Genomic DNA, 17,307 nt, shown 5'->3' with positions numbered 1-17,307 from the left:
CGCATCGGGGGCACCGCCGATGTCCGGGTGATGGAATAGTATCCGCTGCATGTCTTCACCGGGGGCGCAGACCATCACCGTGCGCCATGATGGAAACGAACGAGTATTCGATTCGAGCCAGCAGGTCACGATGGGCCGCGCGCCGGAGGTGACGCTTTTCGTCGACAGCCCACTCGTCTCGCGTGTGCACGCCACGCTGGCCTGGCAGGGCAGCGCCTGGGTGTTGACCGACAACAAGAGCACCAACGGGGTTTTCGTGGATGCGCGCAGGCTGACCCAGCCGGTGTCGATCGACCGCCCCACGCAGGTCCGGCTGGGTGACGCGATCAGCGGCCCGCTGTTGCACCTGCTGCCAGCGAACCCGCAACCCCCGCAACGTCCGTCCGCGCGCCCGCCGCAACCGGTTCCGGTCCCGCAGCCGGGACCGCCGCCGCACGGGGTCCGGCGGCCCGTGCAGCAGTTCCAGCATCCGCACTATCCGCCGCCCCAGGACGCACCGGCGCCCGCGGTGAACATCAACATGACGACCAGGGCGGACACCTCGAACATGCCGCCGGTCCGGGCCAGGGCGAGCACGGCGCCCATCGCCCGCGCCGACCGGATCCCGCAGACCGGCCTGAGCATCGGCCGCACCACCGACAACCAGATCGTCGTCAACGATCCGCTGGCCTCGCGCAAGCACGCCCGCCTGGTGGCCTCCGCCGAGGGGCTGGCCATCGAGGACCTCGGCTCGGCGAACGGCACGTTCGTCAACGGGCACCGCCGGCAACGGGCGGTGCTGCGCGAGCGGGACATCATCACCATCGGCAACGTCGACTTCGTCGTCCAGCAGGGCACACTGGTGCACCGGCAGAAGCCGGTCGCCGAGCAGGGCCTCGCGGTGCACGGGGTCGGCTTCACCGTCGAGGGCAACAAGCAACTGCTCGTCGACGTGAACATGTCGGCCAGCCGCGGCACCCTGACCGCGCTGATCGGCCCGTCCGGAGCGGGCAAATCCACGCTGTCGCGCCTGATCGCGGGCACCACCCGGCCTTCGGGCGGCGTGGTCACCTTCGAAGGCCGCAACCTGCACGCCGAGTACGAGGCGCTGCGTTCCCGGATCGGCATGGTGCCGCAGGACGACGTGCTGCACCGCCAGCTCACAGTGCGCCAGGCACTCGGTTTCGCGGCCGAGCTGCGGCTGCCGAGGGACAACAGCAAGCAGGACCGGCAGCAGGTCATCGACGGTGTGCTGCAAGAGCTCTCGCTCACCGAGCACGCCGACACCAGGGTCGATCGCCTTTCCGGCGGTCAGCGCAAGCGCGCCTCGGTGGCGCTGGAACTGCTGACCGGCCCGTCGCTGCTCATCCTGGACGAACCGACCTCGGGCCTGGACCCGGCATTGGACCGCCAGGTCATGGTGATGCTGCGTGAACTGGCCGACGCGGGCCGCGTGGTGATCGTGGTAACCCACTCGGTGGCGCACTTGGACATGTGCGATCAGGTGCTGCTGCTCGCCCCGGGCGGGAAGACCGCCTACTGCGGCAATCCGGCCGGTGTCGGCGCGGCGCTGGGCACCAGCGACTGGGCGGAAATCTTCGCAAACGTCGCGGCCAACCCGGATCAGGCGTTCGCCGCGTATCGCTCCCGGCAGGCGTTCGCGGCGCCACCCCCGCCGCCGGCGCAACCGTACGGGCCCGCGGGCAGTCCGCCGCAATCCAGCCGCGGCAAACAGTTCTCGACCCTGGCGCGCAGGCAGGTCCGCCTGATCCTGGCCGACCGCGGATATCTGACCTTCCTGGTGTTGCTGCCGTTCATCCTCGGCGGCCTGTCGCTGGTGGTGCCGGGGAAGAACGGTTTCCAGCGCGGTGCGCTGAGAGCGCTGCCGGACGGCACATTCGTGCCCGAAGGCGGAAGTGAGACACAGCAGTTGCTCGTGGTGCTGATCCTGGGCGCCTGCTTCATGGGCTCCACGCTCACAGTGCGCGACCTGGTCGGCGAACGCACGATCTTTTACCGCGAGCGCGCCGTGGGGTTGCTGCCCTCGGCGTATCTGATGGCGAAGATCGCGGTGTTCAGCTTCACCGCGCTGCTGCAATCGGCGGTGCTGGTCGGCATCGTCCTGGCGGGCAAGAAGCGTCCGGGTCAGGGCGCGGTGCTGGCGTCCGGCAGCGCGGAGCTGTACATCGATATCGCACTGACCGCGATCTGCTGTGTGGTCGTCGGATTGCTGCTCTCGTCGCTGGCCAAGTCGAACGAGCAGGTGATGCCGCTGCTGGTGGTGGCCATCATGTGCCAGCTGGTGATGGCGGGCGGCCTGATCCCGGTCACCGGCCGGGTGGTGCTCGAGCAGGTGTCCTGGCTGTTCCCCGCTCGCTGGGGATACGCGACGGGCGCGTCGACGGTGAACATCCGCGAACTGTTCCTGAACGCGCAGGCCGACACGCTCTGGCAGCACAAGGCGGAGATCTGGGCGTTGGACGTCGGCGTGCTGTTGCTGATCACCGTGGTGCTCGCCGTCATCACCTGGCGCCGGTTGCGACTGAAGAAGTCGGCCGCGTGACGCGGTCCGGACGGTCCGGCTACGCCCCGGTGCGCGGAGGCGGCGCCCAGCGGCGTGGGACGGCAACGACGAGCATCTCGGCCGCGAACCGGGCACACTTATGCCTGTGACGGTGCGAGTAGGGGCAGTGCATCTCGGCTGGGATGTGGTGTCCGTGGCGGCCGGTGGCGGTGGCGTTCCCATCCGCCCCGTGCAGGTGGAGGGCATGTGGACGCCGCCGGCCTATCTGCTGGCGGATTCGTCGGGCCGGTTGCACACGGCAGGCGTGGAACGCAACAGACCCGATCTCGGGATGGCGATCGCCGACGTGCGCGACATCCTCGGGCATCCGCAGATCGTGGTCGCGGGCGCGACATGGCCCGCGGAGCTGGTGTTCCGCGCGCGCCTGTACAACCCGCTCGCCGAGATCGGCAAGCACTTGCGCGGCAAACCGGACCTGGTGGCGTTGCCCTACCCGGACAGCTGGCCGGACGAGAAGATCGACGTCTACGCCTCGATGGTGGAACAGCTCGATGTCGTCGTGGAACCGCTGCCGGAGAGCGTCGCGCTGTCCGGCTACGTCCGCGCCCTCGGACTGGTGCACCCGCCGGACCGGTCCAGGCCGAACGGCGTCGGCGCGACGGGTGTGTACTCCGACGGCCGCGGCATGCTGGTGGTCGCGGTGCACGGCGACGACGAGCAGCCCACCGAGTCGGTCGACGTTCCGGTGGACGCGGAGGCCATGCGCGACGCCAGGTCGGCGGACGACGTCGTGATCGAGGTCATGGCGGCGGCCCGTTCGATCGGCGCGGACACCTCGACGGTCCTGCTGTCGGGCAACGTGCGCTTCAACGACGCGTTGCGCCTGGCCTTCCAGAACCATCTCGGACACCGCCTGCACGTGGCCGATCATCCGATGCACGCGCTCGTCCTCGGCGCGGCGCACCTGCTGGTGAGCGATCCGGAGGCGGACGAGCCGGAGCCCGCGGGCAGGCACGCCGAACCCGCGCCCGCTCCGCAGCGCCCGGTGGACGCGCAGCACCTCCCACAGCAGGCGGACGCGGGTCAGCGGTCGGCGCGGCCGGTGCCCGGTGTGCAGTACGGCCCGGGATACCCGACCCAACCCGAAGAGGCGACGACCAGGATCGGTCGCGACGAAGCGCCGCGTGGTCTGCCGCCGAATCTCGCCGAGCTGGGTAGCCGCTTCACCAGGCCGCCGAGCGCGCCGGACGAGCAGCAAGACGGCGGTCGTCCCGGTGGGCCGGTGCCGCCCCTCGGCCCGCGTCCGCCCTATCCGGGCGGGCCGGAACAGTCGTACCCCGGTCAGCAGCGCCAGGGGCCATGGCGGGACTCGGGCGCCGACTCCGACGACGAGGACCGGCACCCCAAGGGCAAGCTGTGGAACAAGATGAAGGGCAACTTGTTCGGGGCCAACACCGTCGTCGGGGCGGTGGCGCTGGCCGTGGTCGCGCTTCCCTCCGGGAATCACGGCGTGGAGCTGACCGCGCAGCCGGTCGTCCTCGACACGGCGTCGGTCGTCGCGGAGGAAGGGGTCGATGGCGAGCCGGTCGGCTGTCCGACCGCGCCCGATGCGATCATCCAGCCCAAGCCAGGGGTCACCGCCGCGCGGGGCAACCAGCGGGAAGCGCGGGAACGGGCCGCCGAGTGCGGACGGCCCGATGTCGATACTCTGCGCTATCTGGTCCCCGGCCCGCCGGGCGCCATCGACCTGGGCCCGCCGATCGAGATCTGACGCGATTTCTTCCCGCGATACCCCACTGGTATCGTTGCTCGCTGGCGTGTGGAACGTCCGGCCGACTCCTGGTGATCGTCCGGATGTCCGCCGAGTCCCGGGTCTCCACCGGCCGCCGGGAACACCTCGACCGCACGCTCGGCTGGCAACACCGACGACAGACAGGGAAGCACTGTGCCTACGTACAGCCCCAAGGCGGGTGACGTGACCCGTAAGTGGTACGTCATCGACGCCACTGACGTAGTGCTCGGCCGTCTCGCCGTCCAGGCAGCGAATCTGCTGCGTGGCAAGACGAAGCCGACCTACGCCCCGAACGTCGATGGTGGCGATTTCGTCATCATCATCAACGCCGACAAGGTCGCCATCAGCGGCAACAAGCGGCAGGACAAGCTGATCCACCACCACTCCGGGCACCCGGGCGGCCTCAAGTCGCGGACCGTCGGTCAGGTGTTGGAGAGCCGCCCCGATCGGCTCGTGGAGAAGGCCGTCAAGGGCATGATCCCGAAGAACAAGCTCGGCAACGCGATCGCGGGCAAGCTGAAGGTGTACGCGGGCCCGACGCACCCGCACGCCGCCCAGCAGCCCATTCCGTTCGAGATCAAGCAGGTGGCCCAGTGACCGCTCCCGAGGAATTCAACGAGGAATACGTCGAGGAATTCGACGCTGCCGAGGCTGTCGAGGACGGCGCGGGCTACGAGGACTCCGAGTCCTCGGCGTCCTACGCTCCGATCGTGATCGACCGCCCGGTGCAGACCGTCGGCCGCCGCAAGGAGGCCGTCGTGCGCGTGCGCCTGCTGCCCGGCTCCGGCAACTTCGTGCTCAACGGACGCACCATCGAGGACTACTTCCCGAACAAGGTGCACCAGCAGCTGGTCAAGTCGCCGCTGGTGACCGTCGAGCGCACCGAGTCCTTCGACGTGCACGCCCGCCTGGTCGGCGGCGGCCCGTCCGGCCAGGCAGGCGCTCTGCGGCTGGCCATCGCCCGTGCGCTGATCGAGGTCACCCCGGAGGATCGTCCCGCCCTCAAGCGGGCCGGCTTCCTGACCCGTGACCCGCGCGCCACCGAGCGCAAGAAGTACGGTCTGAAGAAGGCGCGCAAGGCGCCGCAGTACTCGAAGCGCTGATTTCGGCATCGTCGGCCCTCCGCATCCGGCACCCTCGCGGTGCCGGACGCGGTACGGTCGACGCGGCAGCTGTACGAGAGCAGGCTCCAGCGAACAGCTGGTCGCCTGCTCTCGCGCTGTATGAAGATGCGGCGTCAGCGGGGCCTTCGTGGTGCACGGGCCGGTGCGCCCACGCCACAGATCACCAATGAGGGGCGAGGTATGGGACGGTTGTTCGGCACCGACGGAGTCCGCGGGCTTGCCAACGAGTCACTGAGTCCGGAGCTGGCGTTGCGCGTTTCCGGCGCGGCCGCGCAGATCCTGAGCCGGGGCAAGAAGCGCGCGCTCGCGGTGGTCGGGCGCGACCCGCGGGCCAGCGGGGAGATGCTCGAGGCCGCGGTGACCGCGGGGCTGACCGCGGCGGGAGTGGACGTGTTGTCGGTGGGGGTGCTGCCGACACCGGCCGTCGCCTACCTCACCGGTTTGTACGACGCCTGTCTGGGCGTGATGATCTCCGCCTCGCACAACCCGATGCCCGACAACGGGATCAAGATCTTCGCCGCGGGCGGGCACAAACTCGACGACGCGATCGAGGACCGGATCGAGGCGCTCATGGCCGCGGAGACGCCGTTCCGGCCGACCGGCGCGGGCATCGGCCGGGTCCGCAACGCCGCGGGCGCGCGCGATCACGGGCTGTCCGTGCCCGATCAGTACAGCCTCGCGGGCACCCACGAACGCTATGTGGAACATCTGGTGGAGGCGACGGGGCAGGACCTATCCGGGTTGACCGTCGTGGTCGACTGCGCGCACGGCGCCGCCGCGGAAGTCGGACCCGCCGCCTATCGTGAGGCCGGTGCGACGGTGATCGCCATCAACGCCGAGCCGGACGGGCTGAACATCAACGACGGCTGCGGCTCGACCCATCTCGAGCAGGTACGGGCCGCGGTGCTGGAGCACGGCGCCGATCTCGGTCTCGCGCACGACGGCGACGCCGACCGCTGCCTGGCCGTGGACGCCTACGGCAATGTGGTCGACGGGGACGCGATCCTCGCGATCCTGGCCCTCGCCATGCACGAGGCGGGCGAGCTGGCCGAAGACACTTTGGTCGCCACCGTGATGAGCAACCTCGGCCTGCACATCGCGATGCGGACGGCCGGAATCACCGTGCGCACCACCGCTGTCGGCGACCGTTATGTGCTCGAGGAGTTGCGGCGTGGCGGCTTCACGCTGGGCGGCGAGCAGTCGGGGCATGTGGTGTTCCCGCGATACGGCACCACCGGCGACGGCATTCTCACCGGCCTACGCCTGATGGCGCGGATGGCGCAGTCCCGGCGCAGCCTCGCCGACTTGGCGAGCGTGCTGAGCACCGTGCCGCAGATTCTGGTGAACGTGCCGGTCAACGACAAATCCGTGGTCGCGCGCGCACCCGAGATTCGCGAAGCCGTGCTGGAGGCGGAGCGGATACTCGGCGACTCCGGCCGTGTGCTGCTGCGACCGAGCGGCACGGAGGAATTGGTGCGAGTGATGGTGGAGGCCACCGACCCGGCGCAGGCGCGCCAGCTGGCGGACGATCTGGCGAAGCGGGTCGCAGGGGTATAGCGGGTTGAGGTCGTGCCGCGGCCGTGGGTCAGTGGGTTTCGGTGAGTACGCCCGCGTTCATGTGCCAGCGGCGGGTCGCGCGGACGGTGTCGAGCATGCGGCGGTCGTGAGTGACGAGCAGGAGTGTGCCGGTGAAGGATTCGACGGCCTGCTCCAGTTGTTCGATGGCGGGGAGGTCCAAGTGATTGGTCGGCTCGTCGAGCACGAGCAGGTTCACGCCCCGGGCTTGGAGCAGCGCGAGGGCGGCGCGGGTGCGTTCGCCGGGGGAGAGCGTGTCGCACGGCCGCAGTACGTGTGGACCACGCAGGCCGAATTTCGCCAGTAGGGTACGCACTTCGGCCTCCGGCCAGTCCGGCAGTTCGCCGCCGAAAGTGGCGGCCAGGGCCGCGGTCCCGCGGAACAGCCCGCGCGCTTGGTCGACCTCGCCGACTTCGACGCCGGAGCCCAGGCTCGCTGTCCCGGTATCGGGCTGGAGCTTTCCCAGCAACAGGGCGAGCAGCGTCGACTTCCCAGAGCCGTTCGCCCCGGTGAGCACGATGCGGTCGGCCCAGTCGACCTGCGTGGTGATCGGGCCGAGCGTGAAGTCGCCACGGGTGACGGCCGCCTGGGACAGTGTCGCCACCACCGAGCCGCTGCGCGGCGCCGCGGCGATGCTCATGCGCAGGTCCCATTCTTTGCGGGGTTCTTCGACCGCCTCGAGCCGTTCGATGCGGCGCTGGGTCTGCCTGGCCTTGGCGGCCTGCTTCTCAGTGGACTCGGCCCGCATCTTGCGGCCCGCCTTGTCCGAGTCCAGCTTCCTGGGATCACGCGCCTTGCGGCGGGCGTTGCGGACACCGTGTTCGAGCCAGTTGCGCTGCATCTGCGCGCGGGCCTCCAGGCCCGCCTTGGTGTCGGCGTAGTCCTCGTACGCCTCGCGCGCGTGCTGCCGGGCGATCTCGCGCTCCATCAGGTACGACTCGTAGCCGCCGTCGTACGACCCGACCTGTTGCTGCGCGAGATCCAGCTCCACGACGCGGTTCACCGTGCGCGCCAGGAACTCCCGGTCGTGGCTGATCACCATCAACGGGACCCGCACACCGGCGACGAACTGTTCCAGCCGGGTCAGGCCGTCCAGGTCCAGGTCGTTGGTCGGCTCGTCCAGCAGCAGTATGTCGAAGCGGGACAGCAGGACCGAGGCCAGCCCGGCGCGCGCGGCCTGACCGCCGGACAAACCGGTCATGGGTGTGTCCAGGCCGCTGGGCAGACTGTCCGCGAGGCCGAGATCCGCGGCGACCTCGTGGGCGCGCTGGTCCAGATCGGCCCCGCCGAGGGCGAGCCAGCGTTCCAGCGCGTGGGAGTACTCGTCCGGCCCGCCGTCGGCGAGGCGCTCGGCCGCGGCGTCCATCACTCGCTGCGCCTCGGTGACTCCCGTTCGGCGGCCGAGGAATTCGAAGACGGTCTCGCCTTCGACCCGTTGTGCCTCCTGGGCCAGATAACCGACCGTCGCGTCCGGGGGACTGAGCGTGATGCTGCCCGTCGGTGCGTGCCGGTCGGCGAGCATGCGCAGCAGCGTCGACTTGCCCGCGCCGTTGACGCCGACCAGGCCGATCACGTCGCCCGGCGCGAGGGTCAGATCCAAGTCGGCGAACAGTGTGCGTTCGCCGTGACCGGCCGACAGGCCGCGGGCATGCAGAGTGGTGCTCACCAGCACGAGTCTGCCGTGCTCGGGGTCGGACCCTGAGGTCGACCCCGGGAGAAATCAGGGTCGGTATCGGCCGCCGGGCCGATGGCGGGGCCCGCGACGACGGGCACAGTGGAGGACGTAGCGATCACCGCACGAGAGGGAAGACCAATGACCGCCCCCACCCGCCGTTTCACCCGCTCCACCCACGACAAGTGGATCGCAGGCGTCTGCGGTGGCATCGCCGAGTACCTCGGCTGGAACGCCAACGTCGTCCGTCTGTTGTTCGTGGTGTCGTGCCTGCTGCCCGGCCCGCAGTTCGTCATCTACTTGGTGCTGTGGCTGTTGATGCCCAAGAAGTGAACCCGCGGGGGCTGCGTCGAGCCGGCGCGGGTGACAGGATGGAACGATGCCGCTCGGGCGGCATCGCACCACCGGTACGAGTCCTGCTGAGGAGGGGTCATGATCACCTCGAGCGAATTCCCAGGCCTGGATATACCCGGCATCGACGCGTCCTCGTCGCTCGACGGCCTGGGCGCGATCGAATTGCACCACCCGACGCAGGACATCGACGGCGACGGCTCGCTCGACACCATCACCACCACGGGTGACGACGCGATGCAGGTCTGGACCGACTACGACCACGACGGCTTCGCCGACCACGTCACCGTGGTGGAGAAAGACGGCGACTACGCCGCATGGGAATTCCACCGCCATCCCGACGGCACCTCCGAGTGGGTCCGCACCGACCGAGGCAGAATCGGCAGCTGACCGAATCCGCGGGGGGCGGAAATTCGAGGGAACCGAGTGTCGGCGTGTTGCGTCGAAGGAAGTAGGGCGGCATTCGGCGCGAACGAATTCGCGTCGGCGCAACGACACTACGAGGACGGAGGGGATTCGTGGGCGGGTCGGAAATGGTCGGCGTGCGGACGGGGGAGCTCGGTGCGCTCGGCAGCGACTATCGCAGATCGGCGGACGTCATCCGCGACCAGGCGAAGCGAGTTGCCGATCACCTGTTCGGCAGCAGTGCCGAGGCGGGCCGGAATTACGCGGCGCAGGGGATCGCGGTGCATCAGGGCCTCGAACGGGTCGGTGCGTGGCTGCGGATCTGGAGTGAGGCCACCACCGCGACCGCCGACGCGCTCGGGGCCGCCGTGGTGGCCTACACCGAAACCGACCAGCAGCGCGCTTCCGAGACGAACAAGACATGAGACCGCCGATGACCCGTGCTCGCACCGGCGACGCCAGACATTCGAGGAGTCGGAATCATGACGGTTTCCTGGCAGGGCAAGGCGATCGACACCCTCTTGGACGAGGGCAGCGCGGGGTTGCGGTACTGGATCGAGTTCACGCCGCTGTACGAGGCGGCGTTCGGCGACAACGAGAGACGCGTCGGCGTCGGCAAGCTGCTGGCGATGTACGACGAGCAGCGCGGCACCCGGTTGGAGAGACTGGAGCAGACGGGCGAGGCGCTGAAAGCCGCACTCTCGGAAGTGGATCGGCAATGGGACGCGCAGCAGGGCTACACCCGTCGGCTACCCGAACTGTGGCAGGGTACGGCGGCCGCCGCCGCACTCGACATGCTCGGCAAACAGTCGGTCCTGGCCGACGAGGACCGGCAGCACGTCAGGGCCGCCGTTACCGTGATCGCCGATATGGCGGGTTCGCTGCGGTCGGCGGTGGCCGCGAAGGCGTTCGCCACCCGAGAGTTGCTCGCGGGACCGGTGGGCGGCAGGAAGGTGGTCGAGATCGACGGTAAGACCCCGGCGGAGGTGAAGGTCATCGTCGACGTGCACAACGCGCGAGAATGGATCGACGCCGACCAGGTCCGCGAGCTGGGCCGCATCTTCCCCGCACTCGCCGTGCCGGAGGACAAGATCAACAAAAGCGTACTCGGCTTCATCAACTCCGACAGCGAGAATCTGCTCACCGGCGCGTACGGCGACCGAGTGCGCAGCGTCACCGATGAGTGGCTGACCAAGACGTTCAAGCCGGACTTCGACCGGAAGTTGTCATTCTATATCGACGTCTGTACCGAGGTCGATCGACTGTTCAAGGACCAGTACAAGAACCTGGCCGATGCGCTGACGCGGGTGGCCGAGCATGGCTACCCGCGCCCGGAAGGTCCGTCGGAACCACAACCGGGGACACCGGTCGACCAGGACAAACCCCAGGTGACCAGTGCTCCCGGCCCGCCCGCCGCCATGGTCCCGGCGAGCACGACACCGAGCACAGTCCCCGCGTCGACCACACCGACCACGCTGGACAACCCGACCGCGCCGAGTACCCCGACCACGCCGAGTACCCCGACCACGCCGAGTACCCCGACCACACCGAGTACCCCGACCGCCCCCGCGCCCAGGATGCCCGCGCTGGACGGACTTGCCGCGCTCAGCCAGGTGGCGCGGGAATTCGCGCCGCTGGCAACCGGTCTCGGTCAGGCGGTGGAGCAGGGCGTGTCCGCGTTGAGCGGAATCATCAAAAGCGGAGTCGACGACGCGATCGAAAAGCTCACGCACAGCATCGATCCGCAGAACGCCGAAGCCGACGACCGAGACGACGAAGGTCAGAACCAAAAGCCGCGCGCCGAGGCGGAATTCGATATCGGCGGTAAGCATGTGCAGTTCGAGATGGGGCCGGACGGCCGGTTGAGACTCGTCCTCTCCGATACCACGGGTGCGGAGCAGGTGTTCACCGTCGAGCTGAACGAGCACGGCATACCGGTCATCTCGACGATCGAGCCGGACGCCGACAACGCGCAGCCCCCGGCGCCTGAGGCTCTTACGCCGGAGTCTCGGAACGAGGAGTCTCCGGCACCGGAACCTCAGCAAGAAGGGAAAACGCCCGCTCCAGGTTCGGAACCGGACACCGAGGACGATCGGCCCGGGCTGCCGAGCGGAACCTTGCCGCGCACCCGGCGCGAAGAGGACGGCGAGCACTACCCGAAGCCTATGCCGGAGCAGGACGAGCGGGAGCCGGACGTTCCAGTGGACAGTGGCGCGGAACTCGCCGAAGCCGGGCCGCTGGACGCGGGGTTCGCCGAGGCGGGTCCACTGTGAGCCCGTCCGGGACGAGGTCGCACACCGCATGAGCGAGGAGGCGCAGCATGGTCGACTACGCCGAGGAAGCGAGGCAACTCGCCGCCGAGAACCAGCGCCGCATGTCGCTGTTGCTCGACGAGATCCAGGCGATCAACGAGCAGACCGCGGCGACCGGCCGGGAAATCGCCGACCGGCTGACCGCCGAGATGGACGAGTTCTGGGTGACGCACGCCGCCGACCTGGACAAGGCCGCCGCCGAGGCGGAGGAGCGGCAGCGACTGCAAGAGGAAGCACAAGAGCAGCGCGCGGCCATCGCACGGTCGATGGCCGCCCGCCGGGCCAATCACACGGTGACGCCGGTCGATGAAGAGGACGAGGAGGCCAAGTTCTACCAACGCAAGAGCTGGCTGATCTGACCGACGCTCCGCGGGCCGGTCGGTCGGCTACCGCCGCAGCAGCGCGGCGAGCTGGCCGACCTTCAGCTTCGGCGGCTCCTTCTCCTGCGGCGCCGCGGGGTCGACGACGGTGGTGTGCGGGATGACTTGGTCGGGATCAGTGAAGGCGCGATAGGTCTTGTCGTCCGCCAGCGTGGCGAGCAGGTAACCGGCCAGCAGGGCGCGCGTGGTGCGGGAGGTCTTCGATTCGTGCTTACCCGCACCCACGGCGGCGAGGACGCGCCGCCCCTCGATGATGCCGTTGTGCGAGGCCTTGTCGACGACGCGCAGGGTCGCCGGGCCGCCCCAGGCGGTGGCCAGTGGGATGGCGTTGGAGCTGACCGAGGCGATGTCGGTCGCGCCGGCCAGGATCAACGCCGGAACGTCCAGCTCCGGGGCGACGGCTTCGGCGGCAGGCGCCGTCGGCGCGGGGAACAACGCCGCGACGGCGGCGACGTCGCGGCGGCCCGCGGCGATGACCGCGGCGCCCGCTCCCATGCCGTGCCCGGCCAGAGCCAGGCGCTCCGGATGCACGCTGATCTCGCCGTCCCCGAGCCGCACGCCGGTGCAGATGTCGAGTGTGGTGAGCAAATCGGCGGCCAGCCCCAGATGTGACGGAATCGGCCCGCGCTCGGTGTCGGGCGCGGCGGCCACGATTCCCCAGGAAGCGAGGTGTTCGAGCAGCGTGCGGTAGTGGTTCGCCCCGGTCAACCAGCCATGTCCGAACGCGACGGCAGGTAGGTTCCGCCCTGTCTCGGGCGTGAACACCACCCCCGGCTGGCCGGCGATGGCCAGGTTGCCACGCAACACGCGGTGCGGGCCCCGGCTGGTCAGGGTGCTCAATAGCGATTTCACAGACGCCGACACGACGTGAACGTTATCCGATAAGTAGTGTGGTGAGCCATGTGCGGAATCGTGGGGTACGTCGGGTACCGAGACGCGCTCGGCGTCGTCGTTGACGCGTTGCGCCGCATGGAATATCGCGGATACGACTCCGCGGGTGTGGCGATCCTGGATGGCGCGGGCACGCTGGCGGTGGAACGCAAGGCGGGCCGCCTGGCCAACCTGGAGGCCCAGCTCGCCGAAACCGGGATAGATCGCTTCGTCGGCACCACGGGCATCGGGCACACCCGCTGGGCCACGCACGGCGCGCCGACCGACCGCAACGCACACCCGCATCGGGACCACACCGGCAAGGTCGCCGTCGTACACAACGGCATCATCGAGAACTTCGCCCCGCTGCGTCGCGAACTGGAGGACGCCGGGGTCGAGCTGAACAGCGACACCGACACCGAGGTCGCGGTGCACCTGGTGGCCCGCGCGTACGCCCATGGCCCGACCGCAGGCGACTTCGCGGCCAGCGCGCTGTCCGTCCTGCGCCGTCTGGAGGGCGCGTTCACGCTGGTCTTCACGCATGCCGATCATCCGGACACGATCGTGGCGGCGCGCCGCTCCACCCCGCTGGTGGTGGGCGTGGGCAAGGGCGAGATGTTCATCGCCTCGGATGTCACGGCATTCATCGAGCACACCCGCGAGGCGGTCGAACTCGGTCAGGACCAAGCCGTGGTGATCACCCTGGACAGCTACCGGGTCACCGACTTCGCGGGCGAGGACGCGAGCTCGCGCACCCGCCCGTTCACGATCGACTGGGACCTGGCCGCCGCCGAGAAGGGCGGCCACGACTACTTCATGCTCAAGGAGATCGAGGAGCAGCCCGCCGCGGTCGCGGATACCCTCATGGGGCATTTCAGCACCGACCACGACGGCGCGGGCCGGATCGTGCTGGACGAGCAGCGCCTCGCCGATCAAGAGCTGCGCGATTTCGACAAGGTTTTCGTCGTGGCGTGCGGCAGCGCCTATCACTCCGGTCTGCTGGCGAAGTACGCCATCGAGCACTGGACGCGGCTGCCCGTCGAGGTGGAGCTGGCCAGCGAGTTCCGCTACCGCGATCCGGTGCTGGACCGCTCCACGCTGGTGGTGGCGATCTCCCAGTCCGGCGAGACCGCCGACACGCTGGAGGCGGTGCGGCACGCGAAGGAACAGAAGGCGCGCGTCCTCGCGATCTGCAACACCAACGGCGCGCAGATCCCTCGCGAGTCCGACGCGGTGCTCTACACCAGGGCCGGGCCGGAGATCGGCGTCGCCTCCACCAAGGCGTTCCTGGCCCAGGTGACCGCGAATTACCTGGTCGGGCTCGCTTTGGCGCAGGCGCGCGGCACCAAGTACCCGGACGAGGTGGCCCGCGAGTTCGCCGAGCTCGAGGCGATGCCGAAGCTGGTGGAACGCGTGCTGGAGACCGCGCCGCAGGTGCGGGCCATCGCGCGGGAGCTGGCGCAGGTGCCGACCGTGTTGTTCCTCGGGCGGCACGTCGGTTACCCGGTGGCCTTGGAGGGCGCGCTCAAGCTCAAGGAACTGGCCTACATGCACGCCGAGGGGTTCGCGGCGGGCGAGCTCAAGCACGGTCCGATCGCCCTGATCGAGGACGGCCTGCCGGTGATCGTGGTGATGCCGTCGCCGAAGGGGCGCGCGGTGTTGCACTCGAAGCTGCTGAGCAACATCCGGGAGATCCAGGCTCGCGGCGCGCGCACCATCGTGATCGCGGAGGAGGGCGACGACACGGTGCGTCCGTTCGCCGACGACCTCATCGAGATCCCGAGCGCGCCGACGCTGTTCCAGCCGCTGTTGTCGACGGTGCCGTTGCAGATCTTCGCCGCCGAGGTGGCGCAGGCGCGCGGCTACGACGTCGACAAGCCGCGCAACCTGGCGAAATCCGTCACCGTGGAATAGTTCGGCGGCCGCGCACTTCGCAGTGCGCGGCCGCTGTTCCGCCGGGACGACCGGCGGCTATACCGGCACGGTAGCCAGGGGCTCCTCCGGGACGGTGGGTGTCGCGCGACGCTCGAGCCGCCCGGACAGGATCGCGAGCAGTAGCGCCACCAGCACCAGACCGACGCCGACCCAGTTGGGTGCGGTGTAGCCGTAGCCTGCGGCGATCACCACGCCACCGAGCCAGGCCGACACCGCGTTGCCGAGGTTGAACGCGCCGATGTTCACCGCCGACGCGAGGGTCGGTGCGCCCGCGGCCTGGTCGAGGACGCGCTTCTGCAACGGCGGCACGGTCGCGAAGCCCAGAGCACCGATCAACACGACCGTGACGGCGGCGGCTGTCTTGTCGTGCGCGGTGACGGTGAACAGCGCGAGAACGAGCGCGAGCCCGCCGAGTGTGAGATACAGCATCGGCATCAGATGGCGGTCGGCGAACTTGCCGCCGATCAGATTGCCCGCGAAGAAGCCGAGGCCGAAGAGGACCAGCAGCCAGGTGACCGAACTCTCCGCATAGCCGGTGACCTCGGTCATCATCGGCGCGAGATAGGTGATCGCGGCGAAGACCCCGCCGAAGCCGAGCACCGTCATCGCCATCGCCAGCAGCACCTGGGGATTGCGGAACACCGCCAGCTCGGTGCGCAGCGCGGCGTTCGCCGCGGCGGGCTGTTCCGGGACCAGCGCCGCGACGCCGAGCAGGCCGATCAACCCGACCAGTGCGACGAACACGAAGGTCAGCCGCCAGCCGAAGTGCTGGCCGAGCAGCGTCCCCAGCGGTACGCCGACCACCGTGGCGACGGTGAGCCCGGTGAACATGATCGCGATCGCACCGGCGCGCCGATCGGCGCTGACCAGGGTTCCGGCGACGACCGCGCCGATCCCGAAGAACGCGCCGTGGGCCAGCGACGCGACGATCCGTCCGGTCAGCATCAGCGCGAAGGTCGGTGCCGCGGCGGACAGGAGGTTGCCGACGACGAGCAGCGTCAGCATGCCGAGCAGCATCCGTTTGCGCGACAAGCGGGTACCCAGCCCGGTCATCAGCGGCGCGCCCGCGACAACGCCGAGCGCGTAGCCGGTGACCAGCAGGCCCGCGGTGGGGATGGACACCGAGTAGCTGCTCGCGATGTCGGGTAGCAGTCCGACGACGACGAATTCCGTCGTCCCGATTCCGAATGCCCCGAGGGTCAGGGCGAGGAGTGCGAGGGGCATGAACGAAGCCTCCACATGACGTTGCTTCAAACTATTACAAGCGGAAACAATAATTGCAGACGCTCTTTAATTGCAAGCGCGGGCTATTGTGATCTCTGGCTATCCTGGAGGCACAACCCCCGACGACGAAGGAACGCCGATGACCGCGGATGCCGCCTTGACCGGCCTCGCCGATGGTTGGTACGCACTGTCGCTGCTGCACGACCGGATCGAGGCGCACATCGAGCGGGCCCTGCAATCCGGCCACGACTTGAGCGTTCGCGAGTACTCCCTGCTGGTCGTGCTGAGCCGCCAGCACGACGGGCCGGGCGGGCACCTGCGGATGAACCAGGTGGCCGAGGCCGTGGTGCTGAGCCAGAGCGCGACCACCCGACTGGTTTCCCGGCTGGAAGATCGCGGTCTGCTCCAGCGTTACCTCTGCCCCGACGACCGTCGCGGCATCTACACCGATGTCACCCCGGCGGGCTTGGACCTGCTCGAACAGGCGCGGCCCACGCACGACGCCGCCTTGGCCGGAGCACTCGGGCAGGCGGCCGCCAACCCCGAACTCGCTCCGCTCGTGGCCGCGGTCGAAGCACTGAACACCCACGGCGCACGGCACCGCGACTACCGTCCGGTGTGAGCGCGAGACGGCTCGGTGTCTCGGCTGGACCTCGCCGAGGCGACGTCCGGAGCGCTTCGCCGGTGGAACGCCCCGGTAGGCCCGAGGGTCCGTACCTCGCGGTCTACTGCACGGTGACCGAGCCGCGCATCTCCGGGTGCAGTGAGCAGAGATAGCGGTAGGTGCCCGGCGTGGTGAAGGTGTAGCTCCACTCGCCTTTGTCGAAGATCGGGCTGTTGATGCCCATGGCTTTGTCGCCGATGCCCTGCACGGTGTGCGGGACCTTGTCGTCGAATTTCCAGGTGACCGTGTCGCCGACCGCGACGGTGACCTCGGCGGGGGAGAATTTCATGTCGTGCGCCACGACGGTTGCCGCGGCGGGCTTGCGGTCACCGGTCTGCTGTGCGGTGGTGGTCGGCCCGGCCGGTTTCCTGGTCGTGGTGGCGGCCGAACCGGATTCGTCGCCGCCGCAACCGGACAGTAGGAGCGCGCAGGCCAGGGCGACTCCCGTGACGACGCGGACGATCCCGATGCGGCGGACGCTTGGCATGATGGCCAAGCGT

At 69.2% G+C, this 17,307-nt stretch carries 16 protein-coding genes; 12 read left to right on the top strand and 4 right to left on the bottom strand.

All coding sequences use genetic code 11. The features are described from left to right. Nucleotides 1-49 precede the first annotated feature (49 nt). The 5 genes from ACWEH3_RS02760 to glmM all read left to right on the top strand — a co-directional run bounded on the left by ACWEH3_RS02760 (nucleotide 50) and on the right by glmM (nucleotide 6,976). Nucleotides 50-2,542: an FHA domain-containing protein gene (locus tag ACWEH3_RS02760; protein ID WP_450015083.1), complete on the top strand. Its 2,493-nt coding sequence runs from the start codon at nucleotides 50-52 to the stop codon at nucleotides 2,540-2,542. A 100-nt stretch (nucleotides 2,543-2,642) separates the two neighbouring features. Further along, entirely contained in the window at nucleotides 2,643-4,274 is a 1,632-nt protein-coding gene (locus tag ACWEH3_RS02755) for a hypothetical protein (RefSeq protein WP_450015084.1), read from the top strand. Nucleotides 4,275-4,448: 174 nt separating this feature from the next. Beyond that, nucleotides 4,449-4,892: a 50S ribosomal protein L13 gene (gene rplM, locus ACWEH3_RS02750; RefSeq protein ID WP_067803768.1), complete on the top strand. Its 444-nt coding sequence runs from the start codon at nucleotides 4,449-4,451 to the stop codon at nucleotides 4,890-4,892. Beyond that, on the top strand, nucleotides 4,889-5,398 hold the full coding sequence (gene rpsI, locus ACWEH3_RS02745; protein ID WP_450015085.1) for a 30S ribosomal protein S9: 510 nt from the start codon (nucleotides 4,889-4,891) through the stop codon (nucleotides 5,396-5,398). The genes rplM and rpsI overlap by 4 nt, the downstream gene beginning before the upstream one ends. Nucleotides 5,399-5,599: 201 nt before the next feature. Beyond that, complete coding sequence (gene glmM / locus ACWEH3_RS02740; RefSeq protein WP_450015086.1) at nucleotides 5,600-6,976, top strand: phosphoglucosamine mutase; 1,377 nt, start codon at nucleotides 5,600-5,602, stop codon at nucleotides 6,974-6,976. Nucleotides 6,977-7,004: 28 nt separating this feature from the next. Here the strand turns inward: glmM and ACWEH3_RS02735 are convergent, their stop codons facing one another. Continuing rightward, on the bottom strand, nucleotides 7,005-8,660 hold the full coding sequence (locus ACWEH3_RS02735) for an ABC-F family ATP-binding cassette domain-containing protein (protein WP_450015087.1): 1,656 nt from the start codon (nucleotides 8,658-8,660) through the stop codon (nucleotides 7,005-7,007). Nucleotides 8,661-8,807: 147 nt separating this feature from the next. Here ACWEH3_RS02735 and ACWEH3_RS02730 point away from each other — a divergent pair, with 147 nt between their 5' ends. The 5 genes from ACWEH3_RS02730 to ACWEH3_RS02710 all read left to right on the top strand — a co-directional run bounded on the left by ACWEH3_RS02730 (nucleotide 8,808) and on the right by ACWEH3_RS02710 (nucleotide 12,093). Further along, nucleotides 8,808-8,999: a PspC domain-containing protein gene (locus tag ACWEH3_RS02730; RefSeq protein WP_039795694.1), complete on the top strand. Its 192-nt coding sequence runs from the start codon at nucleotides 8,808-8,810 to the stop codon at nucleotides 8,997-8,999. Between the two features lie 99 nt (nucleotides 9,000-9,098). Then, nucleotides 9,099-9,407 (top strand): DUF6802 family protein, encoded by a 309-nt coding sequence (locus tag ACWEH3_RS02725; RefSeq protein ID WP_450015088.1) that lies wholly within the window; start codon nucleotides 9,099-9,101, stop codon nucleotides 9,405-9,407. A gap of 128 nt (nucleotides 9,408-9,535) precedes the next feature. Next, nucleotides 9,536-9,847, top strand: a complete 312-nt coding sequence (locus ACWEH3_RS02720; protein WP_450015089.1) for an ESX-1 secretion-associated protein — start codon at nucleotides 9,536-9,538, stop codon at nucleotides 9,845-9,847. A 57-nt stretch (nucleotides 9,848-9,904) separates the two neighbouring features. After that, a complete protein-coding gene (locus ACWEH3_RS02715; RefSeq protein WP_450015090.1) occupies nucleotides 9,905-11,695 on the top strand; it encodes a hypothetical protein in 1,791 nt (596 codons plus the stop codon). Between the two features lie 47 nt (nucleotides 11,696-11,742). Continuing rightward, nucleotides 11,743-12,093 carry a hypothetical protein gene (locus ACWEH3_RS02710; RefSeq protein ID WP_355076272.1) on the top strand — a complete coding sequence of 117 codons (351 nt, stop codon included), beginning with the start codon at nucleotides 11,743-11,745 and terminating at the stop codon, nucleotides 12,091-12,093. 27 nt (nucleotides 12,094-12,120) lie between these two features. Here ACWEH3_RS02710 and ACWEH3_RS02705 read toward each other — a convergent pair whose 3' ends face one another. Beyond that, complete coding sequence (locus ACWEH3_RS02705; protein ID WP_450015091.1) at nucleotides 12,121-12,978, bottom strand: poly(ethylene terephthalate) hydrolase family protein; 858 nt, start codon at nucleotides 12,976-12,978, stop codon at nucleotides 12,121-12,123. Between the two features lie 36 nt (nucleotides 12,979-13,014). On the opposite strand from ACWEH3_RS02705, the gene glmS reads away from it, so the two are divergent. Continuing rightward, nucleotides 13,015-14,898: a glutamine--fructose-6-phosphate transaminase (isomerizing) gene (gene glmS, locus ACWEH3_RS02700; protein WP_450015092.1), complete on the top strand. Its 1,884-nt coding sequence runs from the start codon at nucleotides 13,015-13,017 to the stop codon at nucleotides 14,896-14,898. Nucleotides 14,899-14,955: 57 nt separating this feature from the next. Here glmS and ACWEH3_RS02695 read toward each other — a convergent pair whose 3' ends face one another. After that, nucleotides 14,956-16,143 (bottom strand): MFS transporter, encoded by a 1,188-nt coding sequence (locus ACWEH3_RS02695; RefSeq protein ID WP_450015093.1) that lies wholly within the window; start codon nucleotides 16,141-16,143, stop codon nucleotides 14,956-14,958. A 139-nt stretch (nucleotides 16,144-16,282) separates the two neighbouring features. On the opposite strand from ACWEH3_RS02695, the gene ACWEH3_RS02690 reads away from it, so the two are divergent. Next, entirely contained in the window at nucleotides 16,283-16,765 is a 483-nt protein-coding gene (locus ACWEH3_RS02690; protein ID WP_355076279.1) for a MarR family winged helix-turn-helix transcriptional regulator, read from the top strand. Nucleotides 16,766-16,868: 103 nt separating this feature from the next. On the opposite strand, the gene ACWEH3_RS02685 is transcribed toward ACWEH3_RS02690, so the two are convergent. After that, nucleotides 16,869-17,294, bottom strand: coding sequence for a cupredoxin domain-containing protein (locus ACWEH3_RS02685; protein ID WP_450015094.1), 426 nt, complete (start codon nucleotides 17,292-17,294; stop codon nucleotides 16,869-16,871). Nucleotides 17,295-17,307: the final 13 nt, after the last annotated feature.

The sequence above is a fragment of the Nocardia sp. NPDC004718 genome, assembly GCF_053601535.1.
Note: the sequence above shows the minus strand (reverse complement) of the source record. Positions and strands in the feature narration are given on the sequence as shown.